Annotated in this window: 15 protein-coding genes, 7 tRNA genes and 1 rRNA gene; 18 read left to right on the forward strand and 5 right to left on the reverse strand. The window is 48.9% G+C overall.

Annotated features, from left to right (window positions below; all coding sequences use genetic code 11):
• Positions 1 to 170 (forward strand): 23S ribosomal RNA (locus B5E62_RS04365); the annotation flags it as partial.
• Between the two features lie 178 nt (positions 171 to 348).
• Positions 349 to 421: transfer RNA gene (locus B5E62_RS04370), tRNA-Asn, on the forward strand.
• Positions 422 to 509: 88 nt separating this feature from the next.
• Here the strand turns inward: B5E62_RS04370 and B5E62_RS04375 are convergent.
• Positions 510 to 1,637, reverse strand: a complete 1,128-nt coding sequence (locus tag B5E62_RS04375; protein ID WP_087173431.1) for a glycerate kinase family protein — start codon at positions 1,635 to 1,637, stop codon at positions 510 to 512.
• Positions 1,638 to 1,732: 95 nt separating this feature from the next.
• Positions 1,733 to 2,824: a CdaR family transcriptional regulator gene (locus B5E62_RS04380; RefSeq protein ID WP_087173432.1), complete on the reverse strand. Its 1,092-nt coding sequence runs from the start codon at positions 2,822 to 2,824 to the stop codon at positions 1,733 to 1,735.
• A 270-nt stretch (positions 2,825 to 3,094) separates the two neighbouring features.
• On the opposite strand from B5E62_RS04380, the gene B5E62_RS04385 reads away from it, so the two are divergent.
• The 6 genes from B5E62_RS04385 to B5E62_RS04410 all read left to right on the forward strand — a co-directional run bounded on the left by B5E62_RS04385 (position 3,095) and on the right by B5E62_RS04410 (position 4,060).
• Positions 3,095 to 3,166: transfer RNA gene (locus tag B5E62_RS04385), tRNA-Glu, on the forward strand.
• A gap of 99 nt (positions 3,167 to 3,265) precedes the next feature.
• A tRNA-Thr gene (locus B5E62_RS04390) sits at positions 3,266 to 3,338 on the forward strand.
• A gap of 26 nt (positions 3,339 to 3,364) precedes the next feature.
• A tRNA-Ile gene (locus B5E62_RS04395) sits at positions 3,365 to 3,438 on the forward strand.
• Positions 3,439 to 3,500: 62 nt separating this feature from the next.
• A tRNA-Asp gene (locus B5E62_RS04400) sits at positions 3,501 to 3,574 on the forward strand.
• A gap of 102 nt (positions 3,575 to 3,676) precedes the next feature.
• A tRNA-Val gene (locus tag B5E62_RS04405) sits at positions 3,677 to 3,749 on the forward strand.
• 225 nt (positions 3,750 to 3,974) lie between these two features.
• Positions 3,975 to 4,060: transfer RNA gene (locus B5E62_RS04410), tRNA-Leu, on the forward strand.
• A gap of 42 nt (positions 4,061 to 4,102) precedes the next feature.
• On the opposite strand, the gene B5E62_RS04415 is transcribed toward B5E62_RS04410, so the two are convergent.
• Together B5E62_RS04415 and B5E62_RS04420 are read right to left on the reverse strand one after the other, a co-directional pair.
• Positions 4,103 to 5,611, reverse strand: coding sequence for a tyrosine-type recombinase/integrase (locus B5E62_RS04415; RefSeq protein WP_087173433.1), 1,509 nt, complete (start codon positions 5,609 to 5,611; stop codon positions 4,103 to 4,105).
• 96 nt (positions 5,612 to 5,707) lie between these two features.
• On the reverse strand, positions 5,708 to 5,878 hold the full coding sequence (locus B5E62_RS04420; protein ID WP_330397996.1) for a helix-turn-helix domain-containing protein: 171 nt from the start codon (positions 5,876 to 5,878) through the stop codon (positions 5,708 to 5,710).
• Between the two features lie 784 nt (positions 5,879 to 6,662).
• Between B5E62_RS04420 and B5E62_RS04425 the strand changes: the two genes are divergently transcribed.
• The 10 genes from B5E62_RS04425 to B5E62_RS04470 all read left to right on the forward strand — a co-directional run bounded on the left by B5E62_RS04425 (position 6,663) and on the right by B5E62_RS04470 (position 16,358).
• Positions 6,663 to 7,802 carry a transposase gene (locus B5E62_RS04425; RefSeq protein WP_087173435.1) on the forward strand — a complete coding sequence of 380 codons (1,140 nt, stop codon included), beginning with the start codon at positions 6,663 to 6,665 and terminating at the stop codon, positions 7,800 to 7,802.
• A 13-nt stretch (positions 7,803 to 7,815) separates the two neighbouring features.
• On the forward strand, positions 7,816 to 8,847 hold the full coding sequence (locus B5E62_RS04430) for a YqaJ viral recombinase family nuclease (RefSeq protein ID WP_087173436.1): 1,032 nt from the start codon (positions 7,816 to 7,818) through the stop codon (positions 8,845 to 8,847).
• Positions 8,847 to 9,263 (forward strand): DUF7768 domain-containing protein, encoded by a 417-nt coding sequence (locus B5E62_RS04435; protein WP_087173437.1) that lies wholly within the window; start codon positions 8,847 to 8,849, stop codon positions 9,261 to 9,263. Before B5E62_RS04430 ends, B5E62_RS04435 begins: the two co-directional genes overlap by 1 nt.
• Positions 9,226 to 11,460, forward strand: coding sequence for an SF1B family DNA helicase RecD2 (gene recD2 / locus B5E62_RS04440; protein ID WP_087173438.1), 2,235 nt, complete (start codon positions 9,226 to 9,228; stop codon positions 11,458 to 11,460). Before B5E62_RS04435 ends, recD2 begins: the two co-directional genes overlap by 38 nt.
• 84 nt (positions 11,461 to 11,544) lie before the next feature.
• On the forward strand, positions 11,545 to 12,525 hold the full coding sequence (locus tag B5E62_RS04445) for a hypothetical protein (RefSeq protein WP_087173652.1): 981 nt from the start codon (positions 11,545 to 11,547) through the stop codon (positions 12,523 to 12,525).
• A 31-nt stretch (positions 12,526 to 12,556) separates the two neighbouring features.
• The gene (locus tag B5E62_RS04450) at positions 12,557 to 13,774 is read left to right on the forward strand and encodes a CHC2 zinc finger domain-containing protein (RefSeq protein WP_087173439.1); all 1,218 of its coding nucleotides are present in this window, start codon (positions 12,557 to 12,559) and stop codon (positions 13,772 to 13,774) included.
• The gene (gene srtB, locus B5E62_RS04455) at positions 13,771 to 14,544 is read left to right on the forward strand and encodes a class B sortase (protein ID WP_087173440.1); all 774 of its coding nucleotides are present in this window, start codon (positions 13,771 to 13,773) and stop codon (positions 14,542 to 14,544) included. The genes B5E62_RS04450 and srtB overlap by 4 nt, the downstream gene beginning before the upstream one ends.
• An 85-nt stretch (positions 14,545 to 14,629) precedes the next feature.
• The gene (locus B5E62_RS04460; RefSeq protein WP_087173441.1) at positions 14,630 to 15,058 is read left to right on the forward strand and encodes a hypothetical protein; all 429 of its coding nucleotides are present in this window, start codon (positions 14,630 to 14,632) and stop codon (positions 15,056 to 15,058) included.
• Between the two features lie 93 nt (positions 15,059 to 15,151).
• Positions 15,152 to 16,144, forward strand: coding sequence for a phosphoadenosine phosphosulfate reductase family protein (locus B5E62_RS04465; RefSeq protein ID WP_242957708.1), 993 nt, complete (start codon positions 15,152 to 15,154; stop codon positions 16,142 to 16,144).
• A gap of 16 nt (positions 16,145 to 16,160) precedes the next feature.
• Positions 16,161 to 16,358 carry a hypothetical protein gene (locus B5E62_RS04470; RefSeq protein WP_087173443.1) on the forward strand — a complete coding sequence of 66 codons (198 nt, stop codon included), beginning with the start codon at positions 16,161 to 16,163 and terminating at the stop codon, positions 16,356 to 16,358.
• A 91-nt stretch (positions 16,359 to 16,449) separates the two neighbouring features.
• On the opposite strand, the gene B5E62_RS16735 is transcribed toward B5E62_RS04470, so the two are convergent.
• Positions 16,450 to 16,767, reverse strand: a complete 318-nt coding sequence (locus B5E62_RS16735; RefSeq protein WP_143468801.1) for a hypothetical protein — start codon at positions 16,765 to 16,767, stop codon at positions 16,450 to 16,452.
• Positions 16,768 to 16,778: the final 11 nt, after the last annotated feature.

Below are 16,778 nucleotides of genomic sequence, written 5' to 3' on the forward strand. Positions count from 1 at the left end.
GCCGGGAAGGGATAAACGCTGAAGGCATCTAAGCGTGAAGCCCCCCTCAAGATGAGATATCCCTACGAAAGTAGTAAGACCCCTTGAAGACGACGAGGTAGATAGGGCAGAGGTGGAAGTGTGGTAACACATGGAGCTGACTGTTACTAATCGGTCGAGGGCATAACCAAAGCTGAAGACTTAGAGAAGACAAGCGGAGCGCAGGCTGAGCTTAGTGTGAAGCTTGTTCGAGACACAAAGTGTCTCGAACTTCCTTAAGTGAGTGCAGCGCACGGTTCGGGAAGAGATGGAAGATAGACAGATTTCTTGTATGTGGTTTTGAAGGTACATGATACCTTAATTCAATATTCCTCCTTAGCTCAGTCGGTAGAGCACTCGGCTGTTAACCGAGTTGTCGTTGGTTCGAGTCCAACAGGGGGAGCTTGAAAAGCCCGCAGATTTTAAATCTGCGGGTTTTACTTGTCCGAAAATATTATGCAGTGATCGCAGAGAGGACCAGGTCCTCCGGCTTACAAAAGCCGGAAGACCTGGTTCATTGTCTGTCTGATATTTTCTTTTGCGTTCTCTGATCTCATGGCCTCCTCCAGGGTGGTGACTCCCCGGACTACAGGGAAGAAGGCGTCGATGCCGGCATCGTTGCAGGCGGTGGCCTCTCTTGTGACGCTGCCCGCAATGGCGATGACCTTTGCGCCGTGCCTGTGGGCCAGCTTTGCCACGCCCACAGGGGCTTTTCCCATAGCTGTCTGGTGGTCCAGACGGCCCTCGCCGGTGATGACTATGTCCGCATCCTTCAGCTCGTCCTCCAGTCCCACAGCGTCCAGGATCAGGTCAATGCCCGGGGAGAGCTCTGCTCCCAGGAAGGAGAGGAAGGCAAAGCCGAGTCCGCCTGCAGCCCCTGCGCCCGGGTACTCTGCGTAGTCACAGCCAAGGTCCCGGGAGACCGCCTCTGCATAGTGGGCCATGCCCTGGTCCAGTGACTCCTTCATCTCCTCGGTGACGCCCTTCTGGGGGCCGTAGATATAGGTAGCGCCGTTCTCGCCGCAGAGAGGGTTGTTCACATCACAGGCAATCCGGAAGTGACATTCCTTCAGGAGAGGATTCTGGCCCTCTGTTTTGACAGAAGCCACTTTTGCCAGGGCCTGTCCGCCCTCACCGGGGTCATTGCCGTCTGCGTCTGCAAAGGAGAAGCCAAGGGCCTTGAGCATGCCGATGCCTCCGTCGTTGGTGGCGCTGCCTCCGATGCCGATGATGAAATTCCGGCAGCCCTTCTTGGCTGCATGCAGTATCATCTCTCCCACACCGTAGGTGGAAGCGCGCAGAGGGTCTTTCTCAGCATCGGTTACCAGGGTGATGCCGGCTGCGGCTGCCATCTCGATGATGGCGGTCTGGCTGTCAGGCAGATAGCCGTAGTAGCAGTCTACAGGCCTGCCCAGTGGGCCGGTGGCGGTCATCTCCACCTTTTCTCCGTTCATCCCCTCGATGAGTGCGTCTGTAGTTCCTTCGCCCCCGTCTGCCAGAGGCTTTACGACGATCTGTGCGTCCGGCTTCGCCAGGAGTATGCCTTCTCTGGCCGCGTTTCCGGCTTCCATGGAAGAGAGGCTTCCCTTGAATGAGTCTATTGCAGCAACAACTTTCATTAGAACTTCCTCCTCAAATTAATTTGTTACTCTTAGTTTATCATCTTTCCTTTGTTATAGAAATGGAATTTATGACAATAATATGATGAAATATGTTATGTGTAACAATGCCTGACCTTTAAAGACAGATAGAGGACTGCAGCGTCCCGAAAACTGCGGGGATTGAGACCGCAAAGCCGGTGGATGCGGTTCAGCCTGTACTGTACTGTATTTTTGTGGAGGAAGAGGGCCTGGCAGGTAGCAGCAAGGGATTGGTCCTTCTCAAAATAGGTTTCCAGAAGCCGCAGGTCCTCATCAGAGAGAGGGGACAGGACTTTTTCCAGGAAGAGCTTCTGGTTTTCCCGGCTGATGCCGGACAGCAGGACCTCCAGCGTCAGGTCATCAAAGAGGGAAAATATTTTCTCTTTTCCGAGCGCTTCCAGCGCGATGCGGGCTGTGGAAAGGGAGCGGGGCAGGTCCTCGAGGGGGACGGAGGAGCCGGCTCCCGCCAGCAGGGCGAAGGGATGGGCAGCGTGAAACTGATCCAGCTTTTCACGGAACAGCTCCAGGTCCCTGTCATTGATGAGGGCACGGAAGGAGGAGGGGTACTGATAACTGTAGAGACAGCCAGGCAGCTCGTCCAGCAGCCGGGAGGCATCGCTTTCCAGGCCGGAGAGGCTCTCTTTTTCCGGGTACCGGAGCTTGAGCAGCAGCATCCGCTTGGGGGAGGAGGGATCTATATGGAACTGCTTCAGCTCCTCGAGAAGCTCAGGAAGGCTGTCAGAAGCTATCTGCCGGTCCTCCTCCAGAAGAAGGTCCAGGAGATAGTTTTTCTTTTCGGCAAGAGAGCGGGCTCTGGCGCCGATCTCCTGCTCCCGGAGGATGAGGAGGGTGATCCGCTCCGCCAGGTGGGCGAAGGCGCGGACCTTCTCAGGCTCTCCGCTGATGCCGATGACCGCTGCCAGAACGCCGCTGCGAAAGACCGGGATGTTCACTCCCTTCTTGGTGCCGGGGAGGAGGCCATCCTGGTCCACCTCCAGAGTCTCGCCCCGGGCGATGACCTGCCGTCCGCCCTCGTGGACAGTGCCGATCCGCGCCGGGTCTGTGCTGGCGATGACAAGCCCCCTGTCATTGATAAAATTGATATCGTAGCCGCAGACCTCCTTGACGGTGTCCGCGATCTGCTGTGCGGTCTTCCTGTGTATCATGTCGTGTACTCCTTTTTACCCCTGTCTATACTTCATTTGGCGTTGAAATACGAGGGAGAAATCCTCTGCCTGGGATTTTTGATCTAAATTAGTTATAACCATATCTGCGGGGAATGTCAACGCAGGAAGACGGAAAAAGCAGTGCGGGACGTTCAGGAAAATCCTTCAAAGAAAATGAAAAAAAATCTTGCAAATAGAGAGAGGGTATGATATCATATAAAACGGTCACTTGATGAGTTGGTTTGTGTGTTTTTGAAGGTGACTTCCTATGGCTCCGTGGTCAAGAGGTTAAGACATCGCCCTTTCACGGCGGTAACACGGGTTCGATTCCCGTCGGAGTCACTTGTGCCGACTACTGAGGTTGCGTTATATGCTCACTAAGGGCGTCGGCAGGCATCGCACGTGAGTGCCTAAAAGACAGGCATTAAGTGCTCATAGTGCGCCGATGTGGCTCAATTGGCAGAGCAGCTGATTTGTAATCAGCAGGTTATCGGTTCGAGTCCGATCATCGGCTTTAGTCCTTAATGGGACTGCTATTTTGGACCTTTAGCTCAGTTGGTTAGAGCAACCGGCTCATAACCGGTCGGTCCTGGGTTCGAGTCCCCGAAGGTCCATCGAGTACAGAAGTGCCTGAGATAAAGGCACTGCGTGCTCACAATATATTACAATAACATTTGGCCCAGTGGCTCAGTTGGTTAGAGCGCCGCCCTGTCACGGCGGAGGTCGAGAGTTCGAGTCTCTTCTGGGTCGTTAGCTTAGGCACTTGCCGGGTTTTTTTCGAGGCTGGTGTTAAGCTGCAGCCTGCTGGCCTGCGGGATTTTTCGCAGTCTTAGCAGAGAGGTTGTTTCATTTGGGGTCTTAGCTCAGCTGGGAGAGCATCTGCCTTACAAGCAGAGGGTCATAGGTTCGAGCCCTATAGGCCCCATTCATCTCATGAATTCCATATGAGATATGCCGCAGTGGCGGAACTGGCAGACGCACAGGACTTAAAATCCAATGGATGGATTGTTAAGTTCTGGCAGATTTTCCTTGAAAAATCAAGGATTTTAAAATTTCATATTTAGCAAATGTGCTTGCATCCCTCCAAAACATCCCTCCAAATTTTGAGGTGTTTGTAGCTGTTTACAGCGGGTTGGGTGTACACATATTTGCCGGTGTGGCGGAATTGGCAGACGCAAAGGACTTAAAATCCTTCGGAGAGTAATTTCCGTGCCGGTTCGAGTCCGGCCACCGGCATTTTGTAAAAGACTAAAACAAAAGGTTTTAGTCTTTTTTCTTTTAGTTCACACCAATGCCCGGAAAAACACTTGCGGGCAGGGATTGGATCATTGCATTTGCTGTGTTTATCTTCTGGTCGTAATCAAAGTGTGTATAAATATTTGCAGTCGTTGAGATCGTACTGTGTCCTAACCAATGCTGGATAGCCTTGAGGTCAACGCCATATGAATACAATAATGATGCACAGCTATGGCGGAGATCATGAAAGCGGATACGGCGCAGACCATTCTTTTTCAGTAGTAACTGGAAGTGATCTGTCACATAGCCTGGCTTTATAAGTTCTCCGGTTTCTGTCTTATTGATGTAATCCAGATATTCCTTACAATAAGCATCACCGCATACATATTGTTGATAATGCTGCTTTTGATATACGTACTTCAGTACAGCTTCAAACGGCGGGACTAATGGTAGCTTGCGCGTACTTGATTTTGATTTTGTCTTGTCTTTGATGACACGCTCACAATGCCCGTCGATATAGATATCAGTTACAACATGGTTTACAGTAATGGTCTTGTTTACCATATCAATTCTTGACCACTTCACTCCAACTGCTTCGCTGCGACGCATACCATAAAATGCGGCAAGAAATATGCAGATTTCAAGCGGATCCCCATGAGCAGCTTTAAAAAGCTGTACCATTTCTTCGTTTGTATAGTATTGAGCCTCATAAGTGTTCTCTTCTGGTCTTTGCACCCGGTCTGCGGGATTATCTTTCAGCAATTTTAATTGTACAGCATAGTCAAGACACTTATGGATGTTAGCATGGCGTCTGATGACCGTATTTGGCTTTACATGCCGTTCTTCCAGCTCATAAGTATAATAGTCCTGAATAAACTCTGGATTGTCTGAAAGCTCATTTAACGTGTATCCTTTTTCACGAAAATAGGGTTCTATCCTTTTCTCTACATTACTGCGGTATCCTGCATATGTTGTTATTTGCACCTTATACTTGATGACTGCAAGCCATTTCAAAATGAAATCTGCAAACAGAATCTCACCTTTCCCTGTCTCCGGATTGATCGAAACCAAAGGATTTTTTTCAATCCAGCCACTACTAACTGCATGGCTGAAGGCCATTAATAAAATGTGATGACTGGTAGAGATTAAATGTTGCGTACCAGCAATCTGTGGATTGTCCGCTTTTCTGAGTGAGGAAAAATACTGTTCCAGTTCTTGAACGGACAGTTCCCCGATGCTGTTGATATGCTCTTTGAAATAAGGCACAATCCATCGGTTGATATGGTGTTTGTACTGGGAAAATTCGGCTGCCTCAAGAGGAGCATATTGTATCCACTCCACGAGAAACACATGTACGTGTGTATCCTTATTCCAGATTGGAGGGATAAACTCTTTTCTCGTCTGTGCCAGAAGAGCTTCCGCCTTCTTTTTATTTCCTTTTACCGGAAGCCCGGTGCTGATTGATTTACTGCACCGCTTGTTGTTCGTGTCCTTGTAACATAATATCATTTGGTAAATGCCATTCTGCTCTCGAAGATGACCTGCTACCATAATTCAAACCTCCTTTACAGGGTAACAGTCAACTTCACGTATTGGCATGGATATTATACCATGCTGGCACAAAATTGGCAGTACCTGTGGCAGAAATTACTTGTTACTATTTGTCTGGTCAAGAATTTCCAGATAAGTCAGAATGTAATATTTGGGAATTTTATAGATCCGCCCGATCATAAAGTGTTTGATTTTATTCTCTTTCAGCAGTTTATAGGCGGTTTTCGTGCTGATTCCTAACATTTCACTCATTTGCTCTACAGTCACTACATCCGGGTAATTTTTGAAAACGGATGCATATGTTTCACTTTTTTTCGTATAGATACCTCCCTGCTAAATAATAGTCACTCTGTTACTCTCACCCTGGAAGCCAGTTCCTATGCCTTTCTAAGCCACGTATCCGGCGTTACTGTGTAATCTTCAAACCGACAGGTGCGCATATGCGTCACTATCTGCCAGTACCCGTATCTCTCTTCCGGGAGCTATGAAGTTTTCAAAGAACATCATGGTTTTTGCCATTTGTATGGATAACAGAGAGAATAATTAAGAAATTGCAAAATGTGAGTAGACATGTTTGGTTTGAGACAAAGTGTTTACTTCTGCCGGAAAAGAAATGCAATACGAGGGACTTCTATATTCAAATACCAGATATAGTGCAAAACAAATTGACAGCAACTATATCGTGTGCTAGTATACTGATATAGTTCTTTTTTATGCGTTCCCCTGTGGGGAGAAGTGTTTTGGGATTTTGTGAAATCCCGGACACGGAGAGGAAAGGCAGGAGCTTTTCCCAGCATAAGTTGTTTATGTTTGTAGTGTAGTGTCACCGTATGCCAGTAATGGCTGTGTGGCACTTTTTTTGTTTTATAGGTGGAAAACCAGATTTTAAAAGGATGGATGGAGAAAACAGGACGTTTCTCTGTGCATCCTTTTTTATTGCTGTTTATCCGGAAAGGCAAGGTCTTTTTCGGATGTTGTGTAAGTGTGTGGCCTGCCACAATCAGCTTCGGCTGTTTATGGATAAATATTTTAAAGAAAGGTGGAAGAAAACATGAATGAAACAATGGTGTATGCAGACGGTTTTGAAAAGACCTTTGCTACGGCGGAGGAGATGCTTGCATTTCTGAGCCGGAGGATTCAGTCCTCACAGTGGATCCGTAAGCCGACCCGGTCTCTTCGGCTGGTCCCGTTGGAGAAAGAGGCGGACAACCTGGAGAATGGTGATGCAGAGATGGAGGAGATCCTGAAGGACACGGAAAAACACACCCGCCTTGTACTGAAGGTACGGGGGGAGGCGTATCCGGTCCGGAACTGTGCGATCCAGACAATCTTAGGCCGTGCCGGCATCAGCGGAGAGGGTCTTCGCAAGCTGGATGTAGGGACCTATGCAAAGGTAGTGAACTGTTGTCTGAAAGTGGCAAAAGGGGAAAGCCTCATCAAGATTGCGGATGGAAAGGTTTCCGCTGTCCATGGAGGGGACGCCCATGATTACAGTGTGCTGGATATGAAGGCGATCTTTGAGACGACAAGCGAGTATCTGCACAAGAATTTCAAGGGGAGCGCTTATCTGGAAGGCTCTGGAACCTACGACCACTCTGTAATGAGCGCCATGTGGACGCTTGCCGGGAACCAGGAACTTCTGGATACCTACAGGGACGCACTGGACAGGTACGGGATCAGTAAAGAATTTCTTACTCCGGTCCTGCGCCTGACCACCTCTGATGTGGCGGCCAGCGGGGTGAACCTGTATCCTATGCTGCTGACAGACGGCAACAGCCATACGCTCAGCCTGGGGAGCCCGATCACTCTGGCACACAGGAACCATAGTACGATCCTGGATTACCGGGAAAATCTGAAGGAAGTGTATGCGAGATATCAGGATGCCACGAAGCGCCTGGCAGCACTTTTGGACATTGAGATCCACAATCCAGCCAACTGTCTGCACCTGATGATGAAAAAGCTGAAGATTAAAGCGTCGATCCGTAATGAGGTAGTGGAAATGTATGTGGCCCAGAACGGAGAAGGACCCTGCAGCGCCCATGACCTTTACTATGCCATGAATGAGGCACCCTTCTTCGCAGCTTGTGAGGGATTTTCCGGGTGCCGTATTCTGCGTATGGAAGAAGATATCACAAAGGCATTGGTGATGGACTGGAAGGACTATGACGTATGCGCAGCAGTGAATTGCTAGGGAGGGATAACATATGCTGAATTTGAATTACACACCGGAACAGGTTGTTGATATCAGTCATCTTACCAGGGAGGAGTGGCTTTCCTACCGCCGTCTGGGAATCGGAGGCAGCGATGTGGCAGCGATCATGGGGATCTCCCCGTTTGCTACCAGCCGTGACCTGTACAATGACAAGATTGGCGTAGAGCCTGTGATCGAAGAAGAAAGCAACTGGGTAGCCCTGGAAGTCGGGCACCGGCTGGAGGACCTGGTGGCGGAGATCTTTTCTAAAAAGACTGGGTTGGAAGTATTTCCGGTGCGGATCATGTTCCGGCATCCCCTGTATCCGTTTATGCTGGCGGATGTGGATTTTTTTGTGTGTATGCCGGACGGAACTTTTGCCATCCTGGAGTGCAAAACCTGCAATTATAATGCGAAGGACAAGTGGGCGGATGGAAATATCCCGGACCACTATGTCTACCAGGTCCGTCACTATATGGCGGTCATGAATATCCATCATGCGTTCATCGCCTGCCTGTGGGGGAACAGCGAAAAAGATTTTGTGTATTATCCGCTGGACCGGGATCTTCTGGAAGAAGAGAACATCATCGAGCAGGAAGAATACTTCTGGAAGGAGTATGTGGAGAAAAAGGTGGAGCCGCCGTTGAGTGGGAAGCCGGATTTGGTACTTGCCAGTATCCGCCGTTACAGCGGGTATGCGGATAAGACTATCCCGGAGATCAGCATTTCCGGACTGGAAGCCCGCAGCTTGGAGCGATACCTTTCTCTTTCCGAGGAAAAATCCCAGCTTGAGAAGCGGAAAAAAGAGATTGACTCTGAACAGAAGGCGATCATTGTTCCCTTTGTAGAACAGATGGGCCAGGGGTGCAAGGCATTGCTGGAGGACGGTACAAACCGTTACAGGATTACCTTTAGCCCCACACGCAGGACAATGATCGGAAAAGAGAATCTGGAAAAGCTGAAAGTGCAGCACCCGGATATTTTCGAGGAATATACAACGGAAACCGAGAACAGGGTCTTCCGGTTAAAGAAGGAGGTAGCCTGATGTTAAATGGAAAGCGAGCGTATATCTGTTCTCCGCTGTCTGATAAATGCGAAAAACAGCAGATTCATAATATGGAGATGGCTCGTTTTTATATGGGGAGGATGTCCAAGTTATATCATTGCCGGACATTTGCGTCTCATGCTTATCTGCCTCTTATGCTGAATGACCAGATTCCGGAGGAACGGGAACTGGCACTTTCTATTGGGAAGCAGCTTATGGAAATTTGCGGGGTATTGATTATCTGTGGCAGGCGGATCACGTCGGGAATGATGGGGGAAATCCGCTTTGCATTTGAGCATGGGAAGGAAGTGTACTGGTATGACAGTGAGAGAACCCCTTTCCAGTTAAGAGCTGTTCATGAATGGGAGGAGGTAAAGGATGCGGTGCAGATTCCAGAAAAAAATATTTCTGAATGAGGGGAGCGGTTATACCGTTGCCCTCTTTACAACACAGGATACCTCTGTACCGCTGGCAGCCAGGGATAAATTCCTCCAGACGAGGAAAATGATCGGTTTTACGGCAGTGGGATTTGACCTTCCGCTGACCGACCAGATCGAAGTAGAGATGGAAGGAAAGTGGGAAAACACCAGCTATGGGATGCAGCTTCAGGTAGAAAATTTTATGGAAGTTGTGCCGAGAACACGGGAGGGGATCATTGGATACCTCTCCTGTGGGGTGGTCAAAGGTGTCGGCCCTAAAGTGGCGGAAGCCATCTACCGTGAGTTTGGGCTTCAGACACTGGAAATCATGGAAAACCATCCGGAAGAACTGTTAAAAATCCGGGGGATTTCAAGAAAAAAGTTGGAGGTCATTGTGGATTCCTTTGGGAAGAACAAGGTGTTCCGGGAACTGATGACGTTTTTGGCACCCTATAAGGTGACACCCCACAAGGTAAACCTGATCCTGCAGAAATTCCATGATGAATCCGTTGAGGTTATTCGGAAGCGCCCTTATATGCTCTGTGCCGTCAAAGGTTTTGGCTTTTTAACGGTAGACGAGATTGGAAGGCAGCTCTGCCACCGGCTTAATGATCCCATGCGGATTTCCGGCTGCCTGGCGCATATTATGGAGTCTGCTATGAAGGAAGAAGGGCATATCTTCCTGCACAGAGAAGAACTGGTCCGGCGTTCCCTTGAACTGCTGAATGATAATGTTTACGGACAGCAGGTAACAGAAGCAGAGATCCAGCAGATCCTTTACCGTCTGGTCATGCAGGGAAGCATTGTGATGGATGAGGAAAGAGTCTATGTGGCCAGGCTGTATGAGGAAGAAACCCAGACTGCAGCTATGATTGCAAGGCGGCTTTTGGAACCAATACAGGAACTGGACATTGAAGAGAAACTTAAAGAAGCGCAAAGCGTACTCTCCCTTACGTTGTCCAAACAGCAGGAACAGGCAGTGCGCATGGTGTTCCAAAACAGGATCAGCATTATTACCGGCGGTCCGGGAACAGGAAAAACGACGGTTTTAAAGGTCATCCTGTATATCCACGACCAGATTTGCCGTACCAAAGTGCAGCTTATGGCCCCTACCGGGCGGGCTGCACGCCGGATGGCGGAAAGTACGGGATATGAGGAGGCTTCTACGATCCATATGGCTTTGGGGCTTTTAGGGGAGTCATCGGATTTTCAGCCGGACTGGGAGTATCTTTCAGCGGACTTCCTGAATCTGGATGAGGTATCTATGGTGGATATGCACCTCGGATTTGAGTTCTTCCGTCGGGTAAAGCCAGAGGCCCGGATTCTTTTGGTCGGGGATGTGGACCAGCTTCCTTCGGTGGGAGCCGGTGATGTTTTCCGCCAGTTGATTTCCTGCGGATTGATCCCGGTGACCCGGCTGGAGGCCGTCTTCCGACAGGGAGCGTCCAGCAGCATTTATCTCAATGCGAAAAAGATGCAGGAGAACCGGACCGATTTCCAGTTCGGGGAGGACTTCTTTTTTATTTCCTGTGCGACTGCAGAGGAGACCGCAGAGACAGTCCGGCGGCTTTATCAGAAAGAGATCGGACGATACGGGCTGGATGGCGTACAGATCCTGACACCCTATAAGAATAAAACCGTCAATGGTTCCAAAGCACTGAACCAGTCCGTTGAGGATATGGTGAACCCGCCGGATGCGGGGAAAAAGGAAGTGACGGTTGGGAGCCAGACATTCCGGGAAGGGGATAAGGTCATGCAGAATAAGAATACCCTGATGGCCAGCAACGGCGATTTGGGGACGATACAGGCTTTTTATACCAATCCGGAGGGAACGGTAATCACAGTGGTTGCATTTCCTGACGGGCGCACGGTGGAATATGAGCCGGAGCAGATGGAAATGATTGAACATGCCAATGCCATTACTATCCATAAAGCCCAGGGCTCAGAATGCGAGGTTGTTATTATCCCCTGGCTGTTTGCGTTCCGGGTGATGCTGAAGCGGAACATCCTGTACACCGGTATCACCAGGGCAAAGAAAACGGTCTATCTCGTAGGAGACTGGAGGGCTGTCTGCCAGGCGGTACATAACGATGACTCCGGGAGGCGTAATACCATCCTGGGGGAGCGGATCGTCCGTTTTTACCATCAATATCTCAGGGAGCAGGAACCGGAGCAGTTGAAACTTGCGGTGTGAAAATGAATTTTTTGCAATCAGAGGAAAAAGCAGGCTATTCCTTTTATGAAAGGATGGTCTGCATTTCTGAGAAAGGAGCAGAACATGAACGAATTATTATACAAAAAATCGAAGGCAGTGGGAAACCTGAACAGAGTCGAGGGATTTGAACCGCTGGAACTTGCCAGGACGATCTCCCAGGAGGGGCAGCCGGACCAGTTGTATCTGGATGTGAAATACCGGAAACTCTGGTTCCGCCTGGTCTATCCGACGGGACGGATCGAAAGCCATATCGTCCACTTTAATGAAAATATGGCGCTGGCAGAGGCAAAGATCTATCTGAACCATACGGATGCGTCGGAGAATTACGTGGCTAATGCTTTTTCCATGAAGTTTCGGACAGACGATCCGAAGTTTGGGGATAAATTCCTTGAGATGGCGGAAACGGCTGCCGTAGGAAGGGCACTGTCTGACGCCGGATTTGGCGTCCAGTTTGCCGATGTGGGAGAAAGCAATGACCCGAACCAGGTGGATGCGGGGATACCCGTACCGCTGCAGTATCAAAAACCTGATCCGCAGTGGAATGATCCGCAGGCAGGCATGGTTCCTCCAACTTATGGTGCAGCAGCCACGCCGCCCATGCAGGGGATGACTCCCGCACAGGGAAATGGAAACAAAGAAACTCCTTTTCCTGGAAATCAGACGATTCCTTCCTATCCGGGAGCTGAGAATCCTGCCTATGCAGACCAGAACATGATGGACCGATTTTATCATCAGGCAAAAAGCCAGGGAAATGTCATGGGGATGCCGCAGAATACAGCGGCACCCAGCCACACAGCATCCCAGAGCAGCCCTCTGGATGCTTCTCTCCCGGTGGAAGAATTGGTAAAACAGATGTCGTATGAACAGGCAAAGTCCGTCATCATCGGCGGCAGAGGGAAATATGGCGGTATGAGCATGGGGCAGGTGGCTGTGGAAAGCCCTTCCAGCCTGGATTACTTTGCGACCAACTACCGGGGGCATAATAACCTGATCCCTGCGGCAGCCAGAGTTTTATTAAATCAGGCTCTTCCGCTCGCCGGATAATCCGGCGGGAGGGAAAGGAGGAAAGCGGTAAATGTATGATGGACCGGACTTTGACTATGATATTCTGGATGTGGTTCATCTCCTGCGGCTTCACAAGCGGCGGGGAAATTATTATGACTGCCCCTTCTGCGGTGATACCAAAGGAAGGCTAAATATCAATCCCGCAAAAAATGTCTTTCGCTGCAACCGCTGCGACAGATCTGGCGGGATGCTCCAGCTTTATGCGGATCTGCACAACCTGACATACCGGGAAGCAAACCAGGAAATCCGGGAGGCTCTGAACAAAGGGGAATACCGGGAGGCACAGCAGGCGAAAAAGAAAGAGCAGGCTGAGCCGGAACAGTCAAAACTGGCGCCTCTTGAAGTACGGCACCGCACGTATAAGGAAATGCTGGATTTATTTCCTTTGTATGAGATCCATAAGGAAAACTTGCTGAAGCGGGGCCTTACCATGGAGCAGATCAAAGAGCGTAGATACAAGAGCGTCCCTCTTTACGGTCTGCATAAGCTCGCTGAAAGCCTGCTGGAAAGAGGATGTGAACTGCAAGGCATTCCTGGTTTCTATCAGGATGATACGGGACGATGGACCATGAACTTTAAAACAAAAAATTCCGGTTTTCTGGTTCCGGTGGAATCCGTGGATGGAAGTATCCAGGCATGTCAGATCCGTCTGGACCATCCGAGGGATAATAATAAATACCTGTGGTTTTCCAGTGCAGGATATCAAAACGGTACTTCTTCCGGAAGTCCGGTCCATGTGATTGGCGATCCGGATGCGGAGACCGTATATCTGACGGAGGGCGGGCTGAAAGGCTCCATCGCCCATTATCTGTCTGGGAATACCTTTGTCTGTGCAGCCGGAGTCAACATGTACCGGAGCATCCGGCCTGTACTGGAAGAACTGCAGCACAGGAAAATGAAGCGTCTGGTGGAAACTTACGATATGGATAAAAAGCTGAAGACAGGCTGTGACAGGCAGTATCATAAATGCTCCCAGTGCCAGGTGCAGGGGGAACAGGACACATGCCCGTACAAAGTGGAAAAGCGGCGGATTATCCAGAACGCTTGTGGAAAAGTCTACGGGATTTGCCGGGAGTTATCCTTGCCGGTTACCCGGATGGTCTGGGATCAGGATTCAGATGGAGACTGGGCCGGAAAGATCAAGGGGATTGATGACTATTACTACGCAAAGAGGGCTGAGGAATCAGCCCCTTTGCCAGATGAGAAAGGAGTTGGAACAAAAAGATGAAAAAGAAAGAAAGGCTGCTGTTACTGGCGGGAATCCTTCTTTCCATAGGAGTGCTGATTTTTTCAGTGTGGAAGCTGCGTGGCATCTATGGAGAATATCAGGAGGGAGAAGATACCTATGAGGAACTCTCCGCTTTTGTGAAAGAACCAGAAGATACGCCGGAAGATGAGACAGACGAACCGGAGGCAGAGCCATCGGGATACCTTCAGATTGATTTCGCAGGGCTTCAGGCGGTGAATCCGGATGTGATTGCCTGGATTGATATTCCCGGTCTTTCGGTCAGCTATCCGGTGGTGCAGGGAAACGATAATGCGTATTATCTGCATCATCTGTTTACCGGGGAGTACAACAGCAGCGGCAGCATCTTCGCAGACTGCCATAATCAACCGGATTTCACGGACCAAAATACCATCATCTATGGCCACAATATGAAAAACGGAAGTATGTTTGGAACACTTTCCAATTACCAGGATCAGGCTTTATGGGAGGAGAACCCTTATTTTTACCTGTATGTTCCGGGAAAAGTGTTGGAATATCAGATTTTCTCCTGTTATGCCGGGTATGTGGGTAGTGAAGCTTACACCTATGCGTTCCCGAGAGCGGATGATTTCCAGAATTTTCTGGAGAAAATACGTTCCTATGCAGGATATCATGTAGATGTGGTTTTAGGGGAAGCCAGTCGGGTGGTAACACTTTCCACCTGTGTCAGTTCCAGGAGGGACTACCGTTATATTGTACATGGAAAATTGGCAGGGGAAATAGAAAATTGAAAAACTGAATCGTAACAGAAGGCTGCGCCGGTATGGGAAAGAAAGATTTCCCTGCCGGTCTTTTTTATTTTAGGAGGGAACAGATATGTTGGAATTTGAATATGCCAAGGCACTGGCGAAAATTGCGTGGAAAGAAAACGATGCACTTGCGGAAGAACGGATAAAAGCACTCCAGTTAATCTTCCGGCGTGCCTGGTATTATCAAGGTGAGGGGATGTTGGATGAGATTATCTTAGGGTTTGTGCAGAAAAAGATTAAAATGATCCAACAGGCTGAGTCGAAAGGGAAACTGCAGGAAATCGGCAAACCACCAAAACCTGTTTATAACGGCAATGGCTTTACCCCTGGAAAATACGATACGGAGGAAGAGGAAATGCTGGTCTGGAGCCTTACATCTCTGAAGGCACCGCTTAACGATCAGGCATATAAACGGTACGAGGAGCTGTTCTGCCGCCTGTTACCGGAAAAGGCGAAGGATGTGTTCCCGGAAATGTATGAAAAAAATGCAGCGTAAAGGAGAAGAAAAATGTATATACAGGAAAAAGATTTAAAGTTGAACAAAGGATATTATATACAGCGGAAATATCTTCCTTATGAGGGTAAACTGATGTTGGCCAAGCGGCGGATCATGGAATGGTATGATTATTGGGATGGACAGGTCTATGTCAGCTTCAGCGGCGGCTTGGATTCCACCGTGCTGCTGGCGCTGGTGAGGATGACACTGGGAAGTGAAATCCCGGCGGTATTCTGCAATACCGGACTGGAGTTCCCGGAGATCATCCGGTTTGCACGTTCCTTTCAAGCCTATGGTACATATGAGGAGATCCGGCCTGCCATGAATTTTCGGCAGGTGATACTCAAGGAAGGGTATCCCCTCATCAGTAAAGAAAACGCAAGCAAGATCCGGAAGCTCCGGCATGGGAAGCTATCGCCCCGCTACCGGAATTACTTGCTGAATGGTGATGAGAGGGGAAAATTTGGGATGCTGCCAAAGAAGTGGCAGAAATACATTTACGGGCCCTATGATATTTCGGAAAAGTGCTGTCTGATTATGAAAGAGAAACCCTTTAATCAGTATGTGAAAAAGACTGGCAGACAGCCTTTTGTGGGAATCACACAGGATGAATCCTTCCGCCGGGCACATCAATATGCAAAGAACGGCTGCAATGTATATGACGGCAGAATGATCAAAAGCCAGCCCCTGGGCCCCTGGACGAAACAGGATGTACTCCGGTTTGCTTATGAGCATATGGGAGAAAAGATCATCCCGGAAAAGGGACCGGCCTATGAGTTCTCTATCTGCCCGGTATACGGAGAAATCACAAAGGATGCGCAGGGAATTTACCATCTGAGCGGGGAACAAAGAACCGGTTGTATGTTCTGCGGATTTGGTGTGACGGAAGAAAAGGAGCCGAACCGTTTCCAGCGGATGCAGACTGCCTATCCAAAGCAGTATGAGTTCTGTATGAAACCGACGGAGGAAGGCGGACTGGGGATGCGAAGCGTACTGGAATATCTGGGCGTACCCTACGAAACCTGGGAGTCCGTCGGTCAGATGTGTCTGGAATTTGATGAAAATAATCAGGCAAAAGCGGCCTGAAGAATGGAGGGCAGATATGACGATCAGAGAAGCAGGGAAAGGGATTGTGACAACCGGAGGAGGTACTTATCGGATTGGATTTATCAACACCGATGGACAAGAAGATGAGACAGAATTGGATGCTTACAACATGACGGAATTGGACGAATTATACAGAGAATTTTGCAAAGAGAATGGTTTCAGACAGAATACCGTGACTTATGTGGAGCGGTAAATGAAGCGCAGGCACCGGGAAACCGGCGCCTGCCTTGATAGAGCAATTAGGATTTGTTTGTTTTGTAATAGTTCCTGATTTCAACGGATTATTAGTCATTGGTTTTTCTTGCCTTATACCAAATATACAGACAACACCCCAAAGAGATTGCATATAGTCCTATTAGTATAACAAGTATTGTTCCAACAGGGTTTATCAATTTGTATACTGGATAGAATGAAGCAACGATAATTACCGGTATTACAATTCCCCAAATTGCTTTTTTTCTTGTTGATAAATACACATGAGAGCCAAGCAGAACAATCATCAATATAAAAGATAATAATTCAGTAGCATTGAAACCACCTGTAAATAATCTCATAATATAAATAATTGCCATTGCAATTACAAAACAAATAAAAGTTGTCATAGGCAAGTCCC

The sequence above is a fragment of the Lachnoclostridium sp. An118 genome (assembly GCF_002160985.1).
In the GTDB taxonomy this organism is placed as follows: domain Bacteria; phylum Bacillota; class Clostridia; order Lachnospirales; family Lachnospiraceae; genus Claveliimonas; species Claveliimonas stercoravium.